This is a genomic window from Bradyrhizobium sp. CCBAU 53338, from assembly GCF_015291665.1.
In the GTDB taxonomy this organism is placed as follows: Bacteria; Pseudomonadota; Alphaproteobacteria; order Rhizobiales; family Xanthobacteraceae; genus Bradyrhizobium.
Map to the genome: position 1 here is coordinate 1535120 of NZ_CP030048.1, position 18521 is coordinate 1553640.

At 64.2% G+C, this 18521-nt stretch carries 28 protein-coding genes and 1 pseudogene; 13 read left to right on the forward strand and 16 right to left on the reverse strand.

Annotated elements, in window-relative coordinates; all coding sequences use genetic code 11:
• Positions 1–70: 70 nt before the first annotated feature.
• The gene (locus XH90_RS07340; RefSeq protein WP_194479943.1) at positions 71–286 is read right to left on the reverse strand and encodes a hypothetical protein; all 216 of its coding nucleotides are present in this window, start codon (positions 284–286) and stop codon (positions 71–73) included.
• A gap of 234 nt (positions 287–520) precedes the next feature.
• On the opposite strand from XH90_RS07340, the gene ettA reads away from it, so the two are divergent.
• Both ettA and XH90_RS07350 read left to right on the forward strand, forming a co-directional pair.
• The gene (gene ettA, locus XH90_RS07345) at positions 521–2170 is read left to right on the forward strand and encodes an energy-dependent translational throttle protein EttA (RefSeq protein WP_194479945.1); all 1650 of its coding nucleotides are present in this window, start codon (positions 521–523) and stop codon (positions 2168–2170) included.
• A 7-nt stretch (positions 2171–2177) separates the two neighbouring features.
• Entirely contained in the window at positions 2178–3404 is a 1227-nt protein-coding gene (locus tag XH90_RS07350; protein WP_194479947.1) for a lytic murein transglycosylase, read from the forward strand.
• 81 nt (positions 3405–3485) lie between these two features.
• Here XH90_RS07350 and XH90_RS07355 read toward each other — a convergent pair whose 3' ends face one another.
• The gene (locus tag XH90_RS07355) at positions 3486–3770 is read right to left on the reverse strand and encodes a hypothetical protein (RefSeq protein WP_194479948.1); all 285 of its coding nucleotides are present in this window, start codon (positions 3768–3770) and stop codon (positions 3486–3488) included.
• A gap of 239 nt (positions 3771–4009) precedes the next feature.
• Complete coding sequence (locus XH90_RS07360) at positions 4010–4348, reverse strand: hypothetical protein (RefSeq protein ID WP_194479950.1); 339 nt, start codon at positions 4346–4348, stop codon at positions 4010–4012.
• 136 nt (positions 4349–4484) lie between these two features.
• Here XH90_RS07360 and XH90_RS07365 point away from each other — a divergent pair, with 136 nt between their 5' ends.
• From XH90_RS07365 to bfr, 3 genes are all read left to right on the forward strand, one after another.
• Positions 4485–4775, forward strand: a complete 291-nt coding sequence (locus tag XH90_RS07365; RefSeq protein ID WP_194479952.1) for a hypothetical protein — start codon at positions 4485–4487, stop codon at positions 4773–4775.
• Positions 4776–4942: 167 nt separating this feature from the next.
• Positions 4943–5215, forward strand: coding sequence for a bacterioferritin-associated ferredoxin (locus tag XH90_RS07370; protein ID WP_194479954.1), 273 nt, complete (start codon positions 4943–4945; stop codon positions 5213–5215).
• Between the two features lie 131 nt (positions 5216–5346).
• Complete coding sequence (gene bfr / locus XH90_RS07375) at positions 5347–5835, forward strand: bacterioferritin (RefSeq protein WP_011089420.1); 489 nt, start codon at positions 5347–5349, stop codon at positions 5833–5835.
• A 75-nt stretch (positions 5836–5910) separates the two neighbouring features.
• On the opposite strand, the gene XH90_RS07380 is transcribed toward bfr, so the two are convergent.
• The 4 genes and pseudogenes from XH90_RS07380 to XH90_RS07395 form a co-directional block, all read right to left on the reverse strand.
• Entirely contained in the window at positions 5911–6513 is a 603-nt protein-coding gene (locus XH90_RS07380) for an MSMEG_1061 family FMN-dependent PPOX-type flavoprotein (protein WP_194479956.1), read from the reverse strand.
• 31 nt (positions 6514–6544) lie between these two features.
• On the reverse strand, positions 6545–6979 hold the full coding sequence (locus XH90_RS07385; protein ID WP_194479958.1) for a DoxX family protein: 435 nt from the start codon (positions 6977–6979) through the stop codon (positions 6545–6547).
• Between the two features lie 46 nt (positions 6980–7025).
• Positions 7026–7367 (reverse strand): annotated as a pseudogene (locus tag XH90_RS07390) (hypothetical protein); the annotation flags it as partial.
• A gap of 142 nt (positions 7368–7509) precedes the next feature.
• Positions 7510–8571, reverse strand: a complete 1062-nt coding sequence (locus XH90_RS07395; RefSeq protein WP_194479959.1) for an alpha/beta fold hydrolase — start codon at positions 8569–8571, stop codon at positions 7510–7512.
• 124 nt (positions 8572–8695) lie between these two features.
• Here XH90_RS07395 and XH90_RS07400 point away from each other — a divergent pair, with 124 nt between their 5' ends.
• Both XH90_RS07400 and XH90_RS07405 read left to right on the forward strand, forming a co-directional pair.
• Positions 8696–8962 carry a DUF2277 domain-containing protein gene (locus XH90_RS07400; protein ID WP_194479961.1) on the forward strand — a complete coding sequence of 89 codons (267 nt, stop codon included), beginning with the start codon at positions 8696–8698 and terminating at the stop codon, positions 8960–8962.
• 96 nt (positions 8963–9058) lie between these two features.
• On the forward strand, positions 9059–9274 hold the full coding sequence (locus tag XH90_RS07405) for a hypothetical protein (RefSeq protein ID WP_194479963.1): 216 nt from the start codon (positions 9059–9061) through the stop codon (positions 9272–9274).
• Positions 9275–9280: 6 nt separating this feature from the next.
• Here XH90_RS07405 and XH90_RS07410 read toward each other — a convergent pair whose 3' ends face one another.
• Positions 9281–9799, reverse strand: a complete 519-nt coding sequence (locus XH90_RS07410) for a collagen-like protein (protein WP_194479964.1) — start codon at positions 9797–9799, stop codon at positions 9281–9283.
• Positions 9800–9955: 156 nt separating this feature from the next.
• Between XH90_RS07410 and XH90_RS07415 the strand changes: the two genes are divergently transcribed.
• Entirely contained in the window at positions 9956–10231 is a 276-nt protein-coding gene (locus tag XH90_RS07415; RefSeq protein ID WP_194479966.1) for a hypothetical protein, read from the forward strand.
• On the opposite strand, the gene XH90_RS07420 is transcribed toward XH90_RS07415, so the two are convergent.
• Both XH90_RS07420 and XH90_RS07425 read right to left on the reverse strand, forming a co-directional pair.
• Complete coding sequence (locus XH90_RS07420) at positions 10228–10476, reverse strand: helix-turn-helix domain-containing protein (protein WP_194479968.1); 249 nt, start codon at positions 10474–10476, stop codon at positions 10228–10230. The genes XH90_RS07415 and XH90_RS07420 overlap by 4 nt on opposite strands.
• A 210-nt stretch (positions 10477–10686) precedes the next feature.
• Entirely contained in the window at positions 10687–11454 is a 768-nt protein-coding gene (locus tag XH90_RS07425) for an SDR family NAD(P)-dependent oxidoreductase (protein WP_194479970.1), read from the reverse strand.
• Between the two features lie 111 nt (positions 11455–11565).
• Between XH90_RS07425 and XH90_RS07430 the strand changes: the two genes are divergently transcribed.
• On the forward strand, positions 11566–12051 hold the full coding sequence (locus XH90_RS07430) for a J domain-containing protein (RefSeq protein ID WP_194479971.1): 486 nt from the start codon (positions 11566–11568) through the stop codon (positions 12049–12051).
• A gap of 122 nt (positions 12052–12173) precedes the next feature.
• On the opposite strand, the gene XH90_RS07435 is transcribed toward XH90_RS07430, so the two are convergent.
• From XH90_RS07435 to XH90_RS07445, 3 genes are all read right to left on the reverse strand, one after another.
• Positions 12174–12425, reverse strand: a complete 252-nt coding sequence (locus XH90_RS07435; protein WP_194479973.1) for a hypothetical protein — start codon at positions 12423–12425, stop codon at positions 12174–12176.
• A gap of 234 nt (positions 12426–12659) precedes the next feature.
• Complete coding sequence (locus tag XH90_RS07440; protein WP_194479975.1) at positions 12660–12920, reverse strand: hypothetical protein; 261 nt, start codon at positions 12918–12920, stop codon at positions 12660–12662.
• 135 nt (positions 12921–13055) lie between these two features.
• The gene (locus tag XH90_RS07445; RefSeq protein WP_194479976.1) at positions 13056–13442 is read right to left on the reverse strand and encodes a RidA family protein; all 387 of its coding nucleotides are present in this window, start codon (positions 13440–13442) and stop codon (positions 13056–13058) included.
• A 286-nt stretch (positions 13443–13728) separates the two neighbouring features.
• On the opposite strand from XH90_RS07445, the gene XH90_RS07450 reads away from it, so the two are divergent.
• Positions 13729–14163, forward strand: a complete 435-nt coding sequence (locus XH90_RS07450; protein WP_194479978.1) for a hypothetical protein — start codon at positions 13729–13731, stop codon at positions 14161–14163.
• Positions 14164–14205: 42 nt separating this feature from the next.
• Here XH90_RS07450 and XH90_RS07455 read toward each other — a convergent pair whose 3' ends face one another.
• The gene (locus XH90_RS07455) at positions 14206–14913 is read right to left on the reverse strand and encodes a glutathione S-transferase family protein (protein WP_194479980.1); all 708 of its coding nucleotides are present in this window, start codon (positions 14911–14913) and stop codon (positions 14206–14208) included.
• Between the two features lie 245 nt (positions 14914–15158).
• Positions 15159–15551 carry a hypothetical protein gene (locus XH90_RS07460; RefSeq protein ID WP_194479982.1) on the reverse strand — a complete coding sequence of 131 codons (393 nt, stop codon included), beginning with the start codon at positions 15549–15551 and terminating at the stop codon, positions 15159–15161.
• A 273-nt stretch (positions 15552–15824) separates the two neighbouring features.
• On the opposite strand from XH90_RS07460, the gene XH90_RS07465 reads away from it, so the two are divergent.
• Positions 15825–16262 carry a VOC family protein gene (locus XH90_RS07465; protein WP_194479984.1) on the forward strand — a complete coding sequence of 146 codons (438 nt, stop codon included), beginning with the start codon at positions 15825–15827 and terminating at the stop codon, positions 16260–16262.
• Positions 16263–16453: 191 nt separating this feature from the next.
• Positions 16454–17182 carry an SDR family oxidoreductase gene (locus tag XH90_RS07470; protein ID WP_194479985.1) on the forward strand — a complete coding sequence of 243 codons (729 nt, stop codon included), beginning with the start codon at positions 16454–16456 and terminating at the stop codon, positions 17180–17182.
• 213 nt (positions 17183–17395) lie between these two features.
• On the opposite strand, the gene XH90_RS07475 is transcribed toward XH90_RS07470, so the two are convergent.
• Positions 17396–17908 (reverse strand): mismatch-specific DNA-glycosylase, encoded by a 513-nt coding sequence (locus XH90_RS07475; protein ID WP_194479987.1) that lies wholly within the window; start codon positions 17906–17908, stop codon positions 17396–17398.
• A 49-nt stretch (positions 17909–17957) separates the two neighbouring features.
• Here XH90_RS07475 and XH90_RS07480 point away from each other — a divergent pair, with 49 nt between their 5' ends.
• On the forward strand, positions 17958–18503 hold the full coding sequence (locus XH90_RS07480; protein ID WP_194479989.1) for a phosphohydrolase: 546 nt from the start codon (positions 17958–17960) through the stop codon (positions 18501–18503).
• Positions 18504–18521: the final 18 nt, after the last annotated feature.

Genomic DNA, 18521 nt, shown 5'->3' on the forward strand with positions numbered 1-18521 from the left:
ATGGTTGCGCGCAATCAGCCTCGCGCGCAAGCAGTCAGGGTCTTCAAAAGTCCGATAGGGAGAGAGGGGCTCAGAGATCGCGGGGCTTCAGCCGGATCGGCGCATCCATGCCGTGCTTGGCGCGCCAGGCGGGACCCGGGCCGCGCATGTAGTGCAGTTCGGGCCGGTAGGGGTTGAAGGCCGTGGCGAAGAAGCTTTTCCAGAAACCCTTGACCTCGGAGACGAGCGTGGAGGCGCGGCCGGCTCCTGCCGGAACGGGAAGGGAGTTGGTCTCGATCAGAGCCATGATAGGCCTCGCTGTGCTCCCCATTCATTCTGAGCAGGGGGCGCTGTTTCCGCGCGAAACCGAGCTTTGGCCTGATTTATTAAAAGATGGTTTCAATTGTCCGGAATGGGGTCCGGATGGTGTCCGACCAGTATTCATCCGTGGTGAACGGAGGGAAAACATTGCCCTTTGGGGGCGGGATCGCTACATCGCTGGCTAAGCAAATCTCCTCAAATCGAAGGTTTCACGGGACCGATGGCGCGCCAGTTCGTCTACTTCATGGAAGGCCTGACCAAGAGCTACCCGACCCGCAAGGTGCTCGACAACATTCGCCTCAGCTTTTACCCGGACGCCAAGATCGGCGTGCTCGGCGTCAACGGCTCCGGTAAATCGACCCTGCTCAAGATCATGGCGGGCCTCGACAAGGAATATACCGGCGAGGCCTGGGTCGCCGAAGGCGCCCGCGTCGGCTATCTCGAGCAGGAGCCGCAGCTGGACCCTGCTCTTTCCGTCCGCGAGAACGTCATGCAGGGCGTCGCCAAGCAGAAGGCGATCCTCGACCGCTACAACGAGCTCGCGGTCAACTATTCGGACGAGACCGCCGATGAGATGACCAAGCTGCAGGACGAGATCGAGGCCCAGGGCCTCTGGGATCTCGACAGCAAGGTCGACCAGGCCATGGACGCGCTGCGCTGTCCGCCTGATGATGCCGATGTGACCAAGCTCTCCGGCGGTGAACGCCGCCGCGTCGCGCTGTGCCGCTTGCTGCTCGACCAGCCCGAACTTTTGCTGCTGGACGAGCCGACCAACCATCTCGACGCCGAGTCGGTGTCGTGGCTCGAAGGCCACTTACGCAACTATCCCGGCGCGATCCTGATCGTCACCCACGACCGCTACTTCCTCGACAACGTCACGGGCTGGATCCTCGAACTCGATCGCGGCAAGGGCATTCCCTACGAGGGCAACTATTCGTCCTGGCTGGTGCAGAAGCAGAAGCGCCTCGAGCAGGAAGGCCGCGAGGACGCCGCGCACCAGAAGACGATTGCGCGCGAGCAGGAATGGGTTGCGTCCTCGCCGAAGGCCCGCCAGGCCAAGTCGAAGGCGCGCTACCAGCGCTATGAGGAGTTGCTCAAGCAGGCCAGCGAGAAGCAGACCCAGACCGCGCAGATCATCATCCCGGTCGCCGAACGTCTCGGCGCCAACGTGGTCGACTTCGAAACTCTCAGCAAAGGCTATGGCGAACGCCTCCTGATCGACGATCTCACCTTCAAGCTGCCGCCCGGCGGCATCGTCGGCGTGATCGGTGCGAACGGCGCCGGCAAGACCACGCTGTTCAAGATGATCACCGAGCAGGAGACGCCGGACAAGGGCACCATCACGGTCGGCGAGACCGTGCATCTGGGCTATGTCGACCAGTCGCGCGACGCGCTCGACGGCAAGAAGACCGTGTGGGAGGAGATCTCCGGCGGCAACGAGCTGATCCTGCTCGGGAAGAAGGAAGTGAATTCGCGCGGCTATTGCTCGTCGTTCAACTTCAAGGGGGCCGACCAGCAGAAGAAGGTCGGTGCGCTCTCCGGCGGTGAACGCAACCGCGTCCATCTCGCCAAGATGCTGAAGTCCGGCGCCAACGTGCTGCTGCTCGACGAACCGACCAACGACCTCGACGTCGACACGCTGCGCGCGCTCGAAGAGGCGCTGGAGGATTTCGCCGGCTGCGCCGTCATCATCAGCCACGATCGCTGGTTCCTCGACCGTATCGCGACCCACATCCTGGCCTTCGAGGGCGACAGCCATGTCGAATGGTTCGAAGGCAACTTCCAGGATTACGAGAAGGACAAGATGCGCCGGCTCGGCCAGGACAGCATCATTCCGCACCGCGTGAAGTACAAGAAGCTGACGCGGTGATCTCGGCATGATGCGACGGACGCTCATCGCTGCGGTGATCGCGATCACCTGCTGCTTGTCGTCCGCCCGCGCCTCCGACGCCGCCTTCACGCAGTTCATCGCCTCGCTCTGGCCGGAAGCCCAAGAGGCTGGCGTCTCGCGCGCGACGTTCGACCGGGAGACGCGCGGGCTCGAGCCTGACTACAAGCTGCCTGATCTGATCCTGCCGGGACGGCCTGCGACCGGCGCGCCCTCGCAGGCCGAGTTCGTGCAGGTGCCGGCCGACTACGTCAGGGAAGCCTCGATTGCGAATCTCGCAAGCGAGGGACAGCGGCTGCTCCAAAAATACAGAGCCGCGCTGACGAAGATCGAGAAGAGCTCCGGCGTGCCTGCGACCGTCATGCTCGCGATCTGGGGACGCGAGACCGATTACGGCCGCTATACGCTGCCTTATGATCTGGTTCGCGTGCTGGCGACGCAGGCCTATGTCGGCAGGCGCAAGGATACTTATCGCAACGAGTTCATCCTCGCGCTGAAGATCCTCGGCGAGGGCGCGGTGACGCGCAAGGACATGCGTTCGTCCTGGGCTGGTGCCACCGGGCTCACGCAGTTCCTGCCGTCCGAATATTACAAGCACGGCGTCGATTTCGACGGCGATGGCCGCGTCGACATCTGGCACTCGGTGCCGGATGCGCTGGCCTCTGCTGCGCAGCAGCTCGTCAACAAGGGCTGGCAAAGCGGCCTGCGTTGGGCCTATGAGGTGCAGGCACCCGCGAAGGTCGATTGCACGACGGGCGTGCCCGAGGTGACCAAGCCGATCGGCCAGTGGCTGCGTGAAGGCTTTGTACCGGTGCGCGGCCAAAAGCTGAGCGCCGCGGAACAAGCGCAGCCGGCTTCGTTGCTCCAGCCCGAGGGCATCTATGGTCCAGCGTTCCTGACCACGAAGAACTATTTCGTCATCAAGGAATACAATTTCTCCGACCTCTACGTGCTGTTCGTCGGTCATCTCAGCGACCGCATGACGAGCCCTTTGCCGTTCGCGACGCCATGGTCGGCGTCGAAGCAATTGCGCACGAAGGACGTCGAGGCGATGCAGCGCGGGCTCACGCGCGCCGGGCTCTACAGGGACAAGATCGACGGCAAGGCCGGCATGCAGACGCGCGCGGCTCTCGGCGCCTATCAGAAGTCGGCGGGGCTCAAGGTCGATTGCTGGCCGAGCGAAGCGGTGCTGCGGTCGATCCTGGCGACGCGCTGACAAGTTGGTCAAAGAAAAAGCCCGGCCGAGAAACTCGGCCGGGCTTGGATCTCGGCGCTTGGTCAGCGCCGTGCGATCAGATCAGTAGCAAACGCGAACCGGGCGAACGACCCAGCCGTAACCGTCCCAATAGCGCTGGCGCTGCCAGTAGCAGGGCGGCGGGGGCGGGCCGGGCTCGGCGACGTAAACCGGACCACCATAGGCCGGACGGCTCGACGCGATGGCGCCGCCGATGATCGCACCGCCGAGCAGGCCGGCAGCAATGCCGGCGCCGACGCCGTCATGGGCTTGGGCGGACGGCGTGGCGGTCACCAGCGAACCGGCGACTGTCGCAACCGTGAGGGCGGCAACAATAGTCTTCTTCATGCTCTTGGCTCTCCTGAGAGAAGGACGTTCCTTGTTGGGAACGTCCGGGGTTCAAAGGTTCACGCAGACTCTAATGGAATTGGCCTTGCAGCAAGGAAGCGCGCAAATGGTCAACCCACGGTAAACGCACACGGAGCTGTGACGAGGAAAAGCGGTCTTTTTCGGGCCTTGAGATGAACGGCGCATCCATTGCGAACCGGCCCGACTGAATCAGCTCGAGCGAAGCGGTTTAACGCGCCTCAGCCGCAGACTCTGACGCGGCGGACACGCCAGGCGTAGCCGTCCCAGAAGCGCTGCTTCTGCCAGACGCAGCCGCCGCCGTAATAGTCGTCGGCGACGTAGCCGGGACCCGGCGCGTAATAGCGGGGCGGATAGTAGCCGGGGCCGTAGCCCGGGCCATAGGCATAGCCTGGTCCGGGTCCGTAATAATACGGAGAGGCCAGGGCGCCGCCGACGATGGCACCCCCAATGATCCCGGCAGCGACGCCGGCAGCGACACCGCGTTGCGCATGGGCCGGCGTTCCCGCGGCCAGAACCAGGGTGGCGGCGGCAGCGACCGCCATAAGCGATTTCTTCATTGGGGCGACCTTTCACGGCAAGCGCGGAACTCTTGCGGCCAAAGTTCCATACTTCGCTTGAATGATCAATGAACGGACGGTCGGCCGGGCGCGACCAAATGTTAGAAATGGCGGCTTTCCAGCCCGGGAGGCGACGATGAATGTCCTGACCAATGCCCTGATCGCCCTTGGGGCTGTGGGTGTGGTTGGTTATGCCCTGATGACCCATTTCCAGAACCGCGCCCCGCGCCCCCGCGCCAGGGCGGGTGGTGACGGCGGAGGCAGCGATGCCTATTCGGATACGACGAATGACGGCCTCTCGCTGGGAAGCTGGTTCTCAGGCGACAACTCGGGAAGCTCGACCGACGGCGGGAGCTGCTCCACCAGCGACAGCAGCGGCGGAGATTGCGGCGGCGGCGATGGTGGGGGAGGCGGGGGCGGCGACTAAGGCCGATCAGCACATCGCCTTGATCCAGCGCAATTCCCATTTTTAGAGCCGTTCTAGGCTGTATGCGGGCTAGTTTGGAATAGCTTGAAATACCGGTTTTTCCTTTTGCATCCGGACGGCCCCTTAAATATCGATGATGACGCATCACCGAAGGGCCTACCGCTTCCATGATCGTTTGTTCCTGTAACGTGCTGAGCGATGACGACATCCGCGCCGCCGTCGCCGAGTCCGACGATGCTGTGCGTCATGCCAAGCAGGTCTATGGATGCCTCGGGTGCAGCGCCGAATGCGGTCGCTGTGCGCGGACGATCAAGACCATCATCGACGAGGCGCTCGGTCCTTGTGCGCAGTCCTGCTGCACCGGTTGCCCACATAGCCACACGGTGGCTGCGAACGACGAGACCGCCGAACCCGCCGAGTTCGCCCTCGCGGCCTGCTGAAATCTTCCGCATTCCCGGCTGAGCTTTTCCGCAGCTGCGTCCCCGCAGCCGGTTGCCCTCGTGTTTGATCTCAATTAGAAGCGTTCTAAACCGGTTAGGGCCGATTTGGACTGCAAGAGCTGGAGTGAACCATGCAGGGCGACGCAAAAGTCATCGACTATCTCAACAAGGCGCTGCGTCACGAGCTGACTGCGATCAACCAGTACTGGCTGCACTACCGCTTCCTCGACAATTGGGGCCTGCTGGACATGGCCAAGGTCTGGCGCAAGGAGTCCATCGAGGAGATGGAGCACGCCGACAAGCTCACCGCGCGCATCCTGTTCTTCGACGGCTTCCCGAACATGCAGGTGCTCGATCCCCTGCGCATCGGCCAGAACGTCAAGGAAATCATCGAGTGCGATCTCGCCGCCGAGATGAGTGCACGCGCGCTCTACCAGGAAGCGGCGACCTATTGCCATGGCGTCAAGGACTACGTCACGCGCGACCTGTTCGAGAAGCTGATGAGCGACGAGGAGCACCACATCGACTTCCTCGAAACCCAGCTCGATTTGATCGGCCGCATTGGCCTCGAGCTCTATACCCAGAAGCACGTCGGCGGGCTCGAGGGGGAGGGGCACTAAGCTCCATCGTTAGCCGCATAGTTACGAGGCCGTCCCGACTTTCGCCGGGACGGCCCTTTTTGTTCGAACGCCCCGTTACAGCTGCGTCTTGTAACGCTCCTCCACGATCTCCTGGCTCTCCGGCTCGCCGAGATTGGTCTGGTCGTGGATGACCTCGCTGATGCTCGGCATCACCGAGCGCTGCACCTTCTCCGGCGACCACAGTTTTGAGCGCATCAGCGCCTTGCCGCAGTGGAAGTAGACTTCGCTGACGGCGACGCTGAGCACCGCGCGCGGCGGTTTGCCGAACTCCACCATCGTGGCGAGAATATCCGGATCGGCCGAGAGCGTGCCGCGCCCGCCGACGCGCAGCGTCTCGTCGATCCCGGGCACGAAGAACAGCAGATGCACAAAGCCCGACCCTTCGACGACGTTGCGAAAACTGTCGATGCGGTTGTTGCCGGCGCGGTCCGGCATCAGCAACTGATTGGGGCCGGCGACGTGCACAAAGCCGATGCCGCCGCCGCGCGGTGAGGCGTCGACGCTGCCATCGAGTCCCGATGTCGCGAGCACGCAGAACGGCGACATCTCGATGAACTTCTTCGCATGCGCATCGATGGCGGGACGCGCTTTCGCGATCACGCGCGGGGTCGGCTTCGCATAGAGGGTGGCGAGGTCTTCGGCGCAAAGGTCGGTCACGAGAGTCTCCCTGATTGAAGCTTCGAGGATATCACTCTCCGGCCTGGCCGCTATCCCTCTTGTGGCGCCGCCACGGCCAGTCGATCACGTCGGCACAGTACAGCGCCCACCAGATCAACACCGGCTGAAGCGCCAGCCTCGGCCCATGATAGAACCAGCTGTTGGGGATGGGCGGAAGGTCGATGCCCTCGATGGCGTGCTTGATGTTCGCAGGCCACACGCAGAGCGCATAAAGCGCGAGCGCGACGCCGGCCCACCAGCGCAGGGGTTTCGTTACCAACGCGATGGCGCCTGCAATTTCACAGACGCCGGTGACGAAAATCAATTGCGTTGCTAGCGGAACCCATGATGGTGTGATCGCAAGCAGCTTGTCCGGAACACGGAGATGCGCAATGCCGGCAGCAAAGTAGAGCGCCGCCAGCACGAAGCGCATTGCAGCGCGGGTTCGAACGTTTGCAGAGACCATCAGCTGACCTAGCACGCGAGGTGCCAAGACGCCATCGCGCGCGCTGCACCGCGTCCGCAGGCACGAAGCAGCTGATGATGATGGCGCCGCGGTGGTGGGCGTACCACACCACGGCTTGACCGACCGGATTGCCGCGATCGCGGATGATGGCGCGCTCAGGCACCTCCATCCATTGTCCCTCGATCGGCACCCAGTATGCACCCTTGCGCACGTCGTAGTCGGTGCGGTGGCCATCGGAGATGTCGCAGCAGGGTACGCCGTTCGGCGCGATCACGCTCTTGAACCAGGCGCGGATGTCGGGTGGGACGCTGTCGTACTGATCATTGTCGAACGCGAGCGCGGTGCCCGTCATCGCGGCGAGCCAAACGCACAGCGCAAGCCTGTGCATGCAAAGCCCCCTCATCGCGTTTTCGATTCGTATCGTTGACGCGATTGAGCCCGAGCCGTCGGCTCATTGCATGCTCAAATGATATGCGGCGCCGAGGCGCCGCATATGATGTGTTGCGATAGCGGGCCAGCTCCGACGATGTCTACATCGTCCGCTGCGGTGCGGTTTGCAGCAATTGTCGGACCTGTTCGCTGTAGAATTTTGCGTTGCCGGTCGTGCCGTGGCCGCGCGTCTCGCTGCTCGCGGGGATGAGGTACAGCTTGCCGTTCTTGACCCGCTTCATTGCGGCATCCGTGATCCCGGTCTCGGGCGGATTGCGCTCGTCGTCGGCGGAATTGATCAGCAGCAGCGAGGCCTCGATAGCCTCGAGCTTCCCGGCGGCGTTGTAGTCATGCGAGGACTCCCATTGATAGACGTAGTCGTTCGCGTCAGCAGTAATCGGCGTCGCCAGCCGCTCGTCGACGACCTTGTCGGCCTTCGCCGCGGTCGGCGCCTGTTGCTGATAGGCGAGCGTGCCGCCGATGCTGGCGATGCCATAGGCGGTGATCGCATACTTCATCATCCGTGGCTGGCTGGTGTAGTTGCCGCCGTTGTAGTCGGGATCGTTCCTGATCGTGTCGAGCATGATCCGTCGCAGCATCCAGTTGCGTGACGCCATCTCGGTCGGTTGCGAGGCCATCGGTACCAGCGCGTCCATGTCCTTCGGATATTTCTCGCCCCATAGCCACGTCTGCATGCCGCCCATGGAGTTGCCGATCACGAGCCGCAGGTGCTTGACGCCGAGGCCTTCAGTCACGAGGCGATGCTGCGCCTCGACCATGTCGTCGTAATCGTATTTCGGAAAGCTCGTCTTCATGCCATCGGAGGGCTTCGACGACTTGCCGTGGCCGATCGAGTCTGGGAGGATGATGTAATATTTGGACGCGTCGAGCGGTTGGCCGGCGCCGAACAATTCGCCGGCGAAGGCGGGGCTCAGCATGCTCGCGCCCGAGCCGCCGGTGCCGTGCAGCACCAGCACCGGCTGTCCGGTCGGTTCGCCGACCGTGGTGTAATGCAGCTTCAGTTCCGGCATGACCTCGCCGGTGTGGAATTTGAAATCCTTGGCGACCCAATCGCCCTGTTTCGGCGCCGGATAGTCTGCCGCGAATGCTGATGCGGAAACGGACAGCAGAACGGCCGACAGCGCTGCACAATGAGCTTTCATGTTCCTCTCCCCAGGCGGCTCATATCCGGCGGCCGCGTTGGTGTGGACCTTAGCAGAAGTGGGCGGAACGATGTAGGATTTCGGCTTGGCCGATCGTCTATGAGGAAACCACCGGAGAGACTGCATGTGCCGCAACATCAGGACGCTGTTCAATTTCGAGCCGCCGGCGACGGAGGATGAGATCCATGCCAGCGCGCTTCAGTTCGTGCGAAAGCTCTCCGGCTTCAACAAGCCGTCGCAGGCCAACGAGGCGGCCTTCGACCGCGCGGTGGCCGAAGTCTCGGAAGCGGCGCGAAAGCTGCTGACCTCGCTGCACACCCACGTGCCGGCGCGCGACCGCGAGGTCGAGGCGGAGAAGGCAAAGGAGCGCTCGCGGCTGCGGTTCGGCTAGCGGGCCAGCAACGCCCGAGCGTGATCTGGCTCACGGAAGCGGTCGCCGTCACGCGCGATGGTGTCCGCCGGGGTTTTGACAGCCCGGAGCACGATCATGAGCCGCCACCTTATTCCCCTGAAAGCCGGTGCCATCGTTTTCACGCTGTTGTGGACCGCGTGGATGATGTGGTGGAGCGGCTCGTTCTCGAGTGCGAATGTGGTGATCCTCGCCGTTTGCGGGGCGGCGGTCGGCTATCTCTGGTACCGCGCCATGCGCTGGCAGTTCGAGCGTATGGGCATGTTGCCGCGGCACGAGGATCAAGCGAAGTAGCCGCACCTAGTCCTTGTGGCCGTGCTTCTTCTTTTTCTTCTTTTTCTTGTGGTCGTCGCCTTCGTCCTCGTTGCTTTCGTCGTCGGCGGAGGCGTCGTCAGCTTCGTGCACGGCGGCTTCGAGCGCAGCGCGCTCGGCGGCCTCCTGCTCGCGCTGGCGGCGGCGTTCGTCCCAGGCGTCGAACAGCTGCTCGAGCCACGGCAGCACCTGCTCGATCGACGGCAATTGGCCCGGCGGGCCAGCCTCGCCGCGCGGGCCCTGAGGGCCGGCAGGTCCTTGCGGGCCCGCACCACCTTGCGGTCCGGCTGCGCCCCGCGGGCCGGCCCCGCCCGTCTTGCCCGGCAGACCGGGCTTGCCCTGCGGTCCGGCCTTTCCGACCGGCCCAGGCTTGCCCTGCGGGCCCGGCTTGCCGCGGGCGCCGTCCGGGCCCCGCTTGCCCGGATGACCTTGCGGCCCCGGTCGTCCCGGTTCGCCCTGCCGTCCGCGCGGACCCGGAGGTCCCTGCCGTCCCTGATCGTCTGCCACGCCGATGCTCCTTCTGCGCACGCAAGCTACTTAGCGGCGTTTGACGACAGCAGCAATTCCGCGCGCGCCTCATGCCGGGCTTGATCAACATCAATCGGTGCCTGGGTGCGCCGTGTCATTGATCGCGCACGGCACAATCGTTGCGAGGAGGGGCCAATGCGCGCAGCGTGGAAAATCCTTTGGCTGTCGGCAATCACCCTCGCCGCGGCGGTTGGCCTGGCGCATCTGCTGGTGCCCGATGTCGTGCCGGTCGGCTACGCCGAGCAGCCGCAGGCATCATGGGCGGTACTGACCGCCTTCGTCCTGCGCGCGATTGCGCTGACCGCGGCCTGGGTCGCGATCATCACGTTGGCGCTGCTGATCGGCGCCAGGCTGCATCAGGTGCTCTTCCGCGCAGATCGCGCGCGCAGTGGCCGCGCCGTCACGCGCTAGTCATGATAGGCCGGCACCGCGATGCCGGAGGCCGCATAGATTTTGATCTTGTTGCGCAACGTGCGCACCGACAGGCCGAGCACGCGCGAGGCACGCGTGCGGTTGCCGTCGCAGCGCGCGAGCGTCTGGAGCACGAGCTCGCGCTCGACCTCGCCGACGGTCGCGCCGATCAGCAGCGGAACGATTTCATTGGGTGCAAGGAATTGCGCGCCCTGCTCGGGCGCCGCGACATGAACAGTGGTCATCAACACACTCCCCGATCAACGCCCGCTCCCATCGTTGGAAGCGGATCGAGAACAAACGACCCCCAAGCCGCATATCCTAGCCGTAAATCTACGGTGGGTGGGTTTGGTTAACGAAAGGTTAATTCCGCAGCATCGCACGAGATGACCTTGGGAATGCCGCGATCGCGCCGCGATTGGCACGAGATGCATAGCGATGCGGACTCATCTCGCTCACACCGTGCGATATCCGCCGTCCACCATCACGATCGTTCCAGTGACGTAAGACGATAGATCCGACGCGAGGAAGATTGCAGGGCCCACGATGTCCTCGGGCTTGCCGGTGCGTGCGAGCGGCGTGTGATCGACGAAGGCCTGCACCAGCGCCGGATTGGTCGCGCGCACATTGGCGTTGATGTTGGTTTCGATGAAGCCGGGGCCGATCGCGTTGACGCGCACGCCTTCTTTTCCGAGCTCCACGGCGAGCGCCTTGGTGAAGCCGAGCACGCCGTGCTTCGAGGTGGTGTAGGCCGCCGAGCTCGGCGTGCGCAGATGCACGAAGGACTGGATCGAGCCGATATTGACGATGCGGCCCTTGGCGGCACGCAAGGGTGCGAGGAAGGCCTGCGTCACGTTGAAGACGCCGTTGAGGTTGAGCGCGATGATGTCGTTCCAGTCCTTCGCCACCGTCTCGGTGTCGGCGGTGAAGGCGTTGCGGCGGGTGATGCCGGCATTGTTGACGAGGATCGAGACCTGCCCGACCTTGTCGGCGACTTGCCTGGCCAGCGCAAAGCAGTCGTCGCGCCTGGTGACGTCGAGCGCAAAGCTCTCGGCCTTGCCACCGGCCTTGCGGATCTCATCGGCGGCCTCCGCGACCGTGTCGGCGTTGACGTCGAGCAGCACCACCTGCGCGCCCTCGCGGGCGTAGCCGGCGGCGATTGCCCGGCCGATGCCGGACCCGGCGCCAGTGACGACGGCGGTGTGGTTTGCGAGCAAAGCCATGGCAATTTCCTCCCGGATTCGTTTCTAAGTTTCATGAAAGGCTAACTCGAAATTAAGGGGTCGGAAACGGCAGCCTTGGCATACTCATCTTCATTGCTAAACGTTGCGCGCATGATGGAACGACTTGAATCCTGGAAACTGGCGCTCGAGCGCCTGCGGTCGGCGGACACGGCCGATTGGGCCGAGGCCGGCCGGCTGGTGGCCGAGATCGTCAGGATGAGCACGGATGCCACGCTGCGCCAGGCCGCCGAGCAGGCGCTGCCCGTGCTGCGCCAGGCCGCAGACAATGACGATCAAGGCGTGACGCTGGCCGCCCGGCGCCGCATCGGCGTGATCCTGGATGTCGTCCACGATTTGACCGCGCCGCGCTTCGGCCGCCGCAACGCCGCTCCGAAGAAGCTGTCCAGCGAGGATCGCGCCCGCAAGATGCTCGGCCTGCCGCTCGCGGTGCAGCTCACCTGCGACGACATCAACCAGGCCTATCGCCGCGCCGCCAAGGGCATGCATCCCGACCTGGGCGGCAGTGCGCAGGCCTTCATCGACCTCTCCGCCGCGCGCGATGTCTTGATTCATCCCGGCGCGCACAAGGACGCCTGAGAGCGCTCGGCTCTCGTTCACGCAGCTCGGACAAGGCCGCCAATGGCCTCGTCAAAAAACGACCGGGCAAGGATGCTGGCATCGCATCCTTGCCCGGCCCTTGTCGTCCGCCGATCGAATTCCTACCAGCTGCAGTGACCGGACTTGAGCGCGCTGTCCTTCATCGCGAGCGCGTCGAGGAAGGAAGGCACGGAGGCGCTGGCGCGGTGGTAGCCGGCGGGCCACGGCGTGGTCGGAATGCTCTCGTCCCAGATCTGGCACAGGCCGCTGTCCTGCCAGCGGATCAGGTGATAGCCGGCTTCGGCCGGGCTTGCCGCAGCGAAGGCGACAGCGGCAAGGCCGGCGGCAGCGCAGAGCATGGAAATACGACGCATGGATCAGCTCCTCGAATTGAAAGATGTGATGCGCCTCCCGACAATGACGGGGAGGAGGGTGCGGGGCGCTCCTCAGCCTGCGCCCCGGACAAGAGGTGAGTAGTTCCGTCTGCTGATCAGGTTCAAAGCGACCGCGCGGCAAAATCGCGGAATTCGCCGGACGAGATGGGCGGCTCAAAAGCAAAGGGCGGGCTGCTCGCGCAACCCGCCCTCAAACTGAATTGGTCCGACGGCTCAGAGCGTGCAGCGGCGCTCGCCGCGCATCTTGATCTGGAGCTCCGAGGCCTGGGTGAAAGTCGGGAACGGCTTGCTGACGACCTTGTAGGTCGACGCGCCCCACTGGAACGGCTTGTACTTCAGGTCTTCGTTCCAGACCTGGCAGATGCCGGTGTTGTCCCAGCGGATCACGTAATAGCCGACCTTCGCGGAGGCGGGCACGGCGAAGACGGAAGTGGCGATACCGGCAACGGCACAGAGGGCGAGAACGCGACGCATGAAAAATCTCCTGATGACGGCGTGACGCGGATGACGGCGTGACGGGCAAACTCGTGCGGCAAAACCGCCCGTCTTGCAAGCCGCAGCAGGGCTGTTCACGGATATGTCAGGCGCATGGCTGCGGACGCGGCTTGACTATGCCTTGGCCAGCGACGCCACCGCCTCGATCTCGATCAGCATCTTCGGATCGGGCAGCGCCTGCACCACGCAGGTGGTGCGTGCCGGATAGGGCGGCGGCCCGAACGCGCCGGCATAGAGCGCGTTCATCGCGGCTACGTCGGCGGCGCGGGTCAGCAGCACGTTGACCTTGACGAGGTCGCGCATGGTGGCGCCGGCCTCGTCCAGCACGCGCTTGACGTTGACGACGACATTGGCGAACTGCGCCTCGAACCCGTCGGGCAGCGCGCCGCCAGCGTCGAAGCCGGGAATGCCGGAGACGAACAGCAGGTCGCCGACGCGCGTCGCAAAGGACAGCGGCGGCGCCTTGACGTGCGGCGGGGGCGCGAAATGCTGGATCGGCATGGGGACCTCGGGGTGATGGAGTTCTCGGAAAGCCTAACCGCGTGCGGGGCGGGCTCCAACACAAAACGCGAAAACAACCCCATGCACAGTAGACCTGGTTGGCCGAATTCAATTTCGGGAAGGCAGAAATATTCATTGACCCGTCGGGCAAAACACTGGCAGGATGACATGATGGGATGATGCGGGTGTCCCACCTCCCATCATGTTGCCGCCGTGATCGATCGGATAGATTGCAGCGTCTGATTCGTTCGTCCCTCCCTTGAAAAATAGCCCCCGGAGACGCCCCATGAAGATTGCTTCCACCCTGCGTGCCGCGCTCGTCGCCATTGCCGCGCTGGCCGGCCTCTCGACCGCGGCGCAGGCCGACGGCGGCACCGTGGTGCTGACGATCTACAAGGCGGGCTGGTTCATCGGCGGCTCCGGCGGCTCGGGCGTGCTGAACTTCCACGGCCGCTCCTATGCGCTCTCGACCGGCGGGCTCGACTACGGCCTCGTCTTCGGCGGCTCCAAGACCGTGCTGCGCGGCCGCGTCTCCAACATCGTCAGGCCCTCCGACGTCGCCGGCGTCTACGGCGCCGCCGGTGCGGGCCTTGCCGTCGGCCGCGGCGCCCGCGCCATCGTGCTGACCAACCAGAAGGGCGCGGTGCTCGAGCTGTCGGGCACCCAGGTCGGCTTGATGGCGAACGCGGATCTGAGTGGGCTTGCGATCACGATGCGGTAGAGGACGGTGCCGTAGGGTGGGTTGGGCGAAGCCTAACCCACCCTACAAGACCGCGAACGACCCGCTCACCATCGCATGCACCCGCTCGCAATGCGCGACGAGGTTCTTGTTCGCGGCGACGAACGCCTTCAGCGGCGTCGGGATCGGGAAGTAGTAGATATTCGCGATGAAGCCGTAGATGCCGGCATCTACGCTGGTTGGCCGCTCGCCATCGACGAAACCGTTCGCGGGCACGATCTCGGCCAGCACCTGCAGATCGGCAAGTCCCCGCGCGTAGGCCTGCTCGGGCGTGTAGCGGCCGATGCCCTGGTAGTGATAGCGCTGCGCGTTGTACGCCTTCGCCTTCTCGAATCCTGTTACGTCGATCTGCGGATGCTGCGCGATGAAGCCGTCGCGGAACGCGGTGTAGTAGCGCTCGTCCTTCCAGCGCGAATAGGACATCACCCAGTAGAGATCGTCCAGCATCCGCGTGACGAAATGATGGGTGCGGCGCTGCGCTGGCGACAGCGCGGCATCGATGGTCAGGCGATATTTCGCGATCGCATGCGCGATGATGGTTTCGCTGTCACCGATGGTCTCGCCGTCGTCGACGATGTAGGGCAGCTGCCCGCGCGGCGCCGCGGAGGCGTCGAACACATGCTCGTGGACGAACGGAACGCCCGACAGTTTCAGGAAGGCGTAGACCTTGAGCCCGTAGCCATTGTTGTCGGCGACGCCGAACAGGTCCGGGTAGGAATAGAGGGTCAGCATCGACGTCACGCTCCCTGGCTCGCAATTGATAGAATCAAGCTCTGTCGGCGGTCCGGCACCTCTCCCCAGCGGGGAGAGGTCGGATTGCTCCGGCGCGCCATTGCGCGCCGGAGCAATCCGGGTGAGGGGCCGCAGCGTCAAGTTAAACTGTAACCCCTCACCCGGATCGCATCTATCGATGCGACCCGACCTCTCCCTGCGGGAGAGGTGATCCGTTTCCGGGGCCTCCATCGAGTCAATCAATCTCAGCGCGCCGATTGCTTGGCCTTGTCGTCCGTCGTGTTCGCCTGCGCGCGCTTGCCGGAGCGGATCATCAGGAACGATCCTGACGTTCCAGGCAGCCGCCAGCGCCCGTCGATCTCGGTCGCCTCGCCATTCATGATGCCGTCGTAATGGACGGTGTAGAAGCCGTAGCCCGGCGGCTCGTAGCGCTTGACGAACGATACCACGCTGCCGGCGCGATGGCCCGTGATCGCGGCATTGTGGGTCCGTACCGGGCAGCGCGGATTGGAGCAGGGTTCTGTGACGCTGCCGCCGATCGCGCCGCCGGCCTGGATCAGCGTCGCCGTGAACGTGACCATTCCCGTGCCGGGCTGGATGTATGTGCCGTCCCAGACACCGGAGAGATCGTCGCTCATGGCAGCGGCTTCCTCGACATGATCTGCGCCGGTTGAGGCCCGGCTGTTTGACGCCCTGAGTTCCTTCCAGCCAAAGTCGTATCGCTGCCACCACGCACTTGCAATAGGCCGCGCGCGACGTCGATCGAGGAGGACGGGCGGTTTCAACCGGTGAGTGGATCGGGGACGGGGCCGAAAAATTCCCACACCGCTGTCGGAACGATGCACCCGGCCGCGTCCTTGGCAGTGTGGCTTGCAGCCGCGCGCCCGGTCCGAGACAAAAGGATATTGCATATGACCTCCATCACGCCGTTTCTCTGGTTCGACAACAACGTTCCGGAGGCCGTCGGCTTCTACAAATCGGTGTTCCCGAACGCGAAAGTCGAGATCGTGAGCGACTTCATGGCGGTGTTCGAGCTCGAAGGACAGCGTTTCAACGCGCTCAACGGCGGGCCGCAATACCGCTTCAACGAGGCGGTGTCGTTCTTCATCAGCGTGGAGACGCAAGAGGAGGTGGACTATTTTTGGGAAGCGCTCACTGCCGACGGCGGCGCGGAATCGCGCTGCGGCTGGCTCAAGGACAAGTTCGGCCTGTCCTGGCAGGTGGTGCCATCAGCGCTCGGCCGCTATCTCGGCGATAGCGACCGGACCAAGGCGAACCGCGTCATGCAGGCGATGATGGGGATGCGGAAGATCGTGATTGCGGATCTGGACAAGGCGGCGGCGGGATGAGGGGTGACAGTGCCGTAGGGTGGGTTAGGCGAAGCCGTAACTCACCACATCTGTTGCCGCGGAAACCGAAGTGGTGGGTTAGCTGGCGACTGCGCTTTGCGCAGCCGCGAGCTAACCCACCCTACGAAGCGCATCTTCGCCAATCCGCCTTGCATCGCTATACTGCTGCTCATCAGCAGGATGGTGATCTCATGGCAAGAGAACTGGAAGGCAAGGTTGCCGCCGTAACCGGCGCCGCATCGGGCATCGGGCTGGCGAGCACTGAGGCGATGCTGGCCGCCGGCGCGCGGGTGGTGATGGTCGACCGCGACGAGGCGGCGCTGACCGCGCTGTGTAACAAGCACGGCGACGCCGTGATTCCGCTAGTGATCGACCTGCTCGATCCCAAAGATTGCGCGACGTTGCTGCCGCGCATTCTGGAGAAGGCAGGCCAACTCGACATCTTCCATGCCAACGCCGGCACCTATGTCGGCGGCGACCTGGTCGAGGCCGACACGATCGCCATCGACCGGATGCTGAACCTGAACGTCAACGTCGTGATGAAGAACGTGCACGACGTGCTGCCGCACATGATTGCGCGCGGCACCGGCGACATCATCGTCACCAGCTCGCTGGCGGCGCATTTCCCGACGCCGTGGGAGCCGGTCTATGCCTCGTCCAAATGGGCGATCAACTGCTTCGTCCAGACCGTGCGGCGCCAGGTCTTCAAGCACGGCATTCGTGTCGGCTCGATCTCGCCCGGCCCCGTCGTCACCGCGCTGCTCGCGGACTGGCCGGCCGAGAAGCTGCAGGAAGCGAGGGATTCGGGAAGCCTGCTGGAGGCCGGCGAAGTCGCTGAAGTGGTGATGTTCATGCTGACCCGACCGCGCGGCATGACCATCCGCGACGTGGTGATGATGCCGACGAATTTCGATCTGTAGGGTGTGCTCGACAGAACTAAACGATGCGTCGCTCGACCCGGCTAAATAAGCGGTGTCGTCCCGGCGAAGGCCGGGACCCATACCGCGTGATCTATCGATCGCAGCCAGTAGACGTACCGAACGACGAGTCTTCGCCAAACATCTGCCTGTGGCTATGAGTCCCGGCCTACGCCGGGACGACGGCGGAGTTTGAGGCGCTGGCGTGAATTCACCTTACGCGGCGATCCACCTCGCCAGCTCCCGCCACGGCTCGATCGTCCAATGCCCCGACGCCGCCCCCGACGGCGACGGCAGCACAAAGATCTCCGGCAGGCGCGCATCGCGCTTCTGCCGCCCCAGCACAATCCCGCTCGACGGCCTGCCATAAAACAGGCTCGCCGCCTTCTTGCTCGTGAACGCAATCGTCCGCGGCCGATACTTATCCATCTTCGCCCTGAAGCCCGGCACGTCGATCGTCTCAGCCGCGATCTGGTGATCCATCCCGGCGCCCGACTTGGACAGATCGGTGAAGCCGATCCCAAGCTCGATCAGCGATGCGAACTCTTCAGGCTGATACCGCCGCGGCGTGATCCCGGCCTCGTGGATCGCGCGCCAGAAGCGGTTGCCGGGATGGGCGTAATAATGCCCGAGCTCGGCCGAGCGCGTCGAGGCGGCGGTGCCGACAAAGACGAGGCGGAGGTTGTCGCGGAGCTGGTCGGGGAGGCGGTGAGGGGCGCGGTTGGACATCTTGAGCCATGGCTACCATCTCCGCAGCATTCATCCTATACCTTGCGCGATGACCCGCGAAGAACTGGTTGCCGCCTACATGGCGCCCGGCCGCCATTATCATAACCTCGCGCATATCGAGGATTGCCTGGCTGCGCTTGCGCAGCTGGATGGCCTCTCGGGCCGCGAACGCGAGACACTGACCGAAGCGATCTGGTGGCACGATGTCGTGTACGATCCGACCCGGCGGGACAACGAGGAACGCAGCGCGGAGCTCGCCGAGCAGCACGTGCACGCCGATCTCTGCGATGAGGTCTGCCGCCTGATCCGGCTGACGAAATCTCACGACGTTGCGGCGGACGATCGTCTTGGCGCTGTGCTGATCTCGATCGATCTCGGCATCCTCGGCGCTGCGCCCGCGCGCTATGACGCCTATGCGGCAGCCATCCGGCAGGAGTTCATCCACGTCAGCGACGTCGACTATCGCGCCGGCCGCGCCGCAGTGCTTCGCCGGTTTGCTGCGCGTCCGGTCATCTATCCAGATGCCGCCTTCGCCGCGAGATATGATCGGCGCGCCCGCGACAATCTTGCGCGGGAGTTGGCGTCGCTGGGGTGAGGCTGCGTAGAGTGGTTA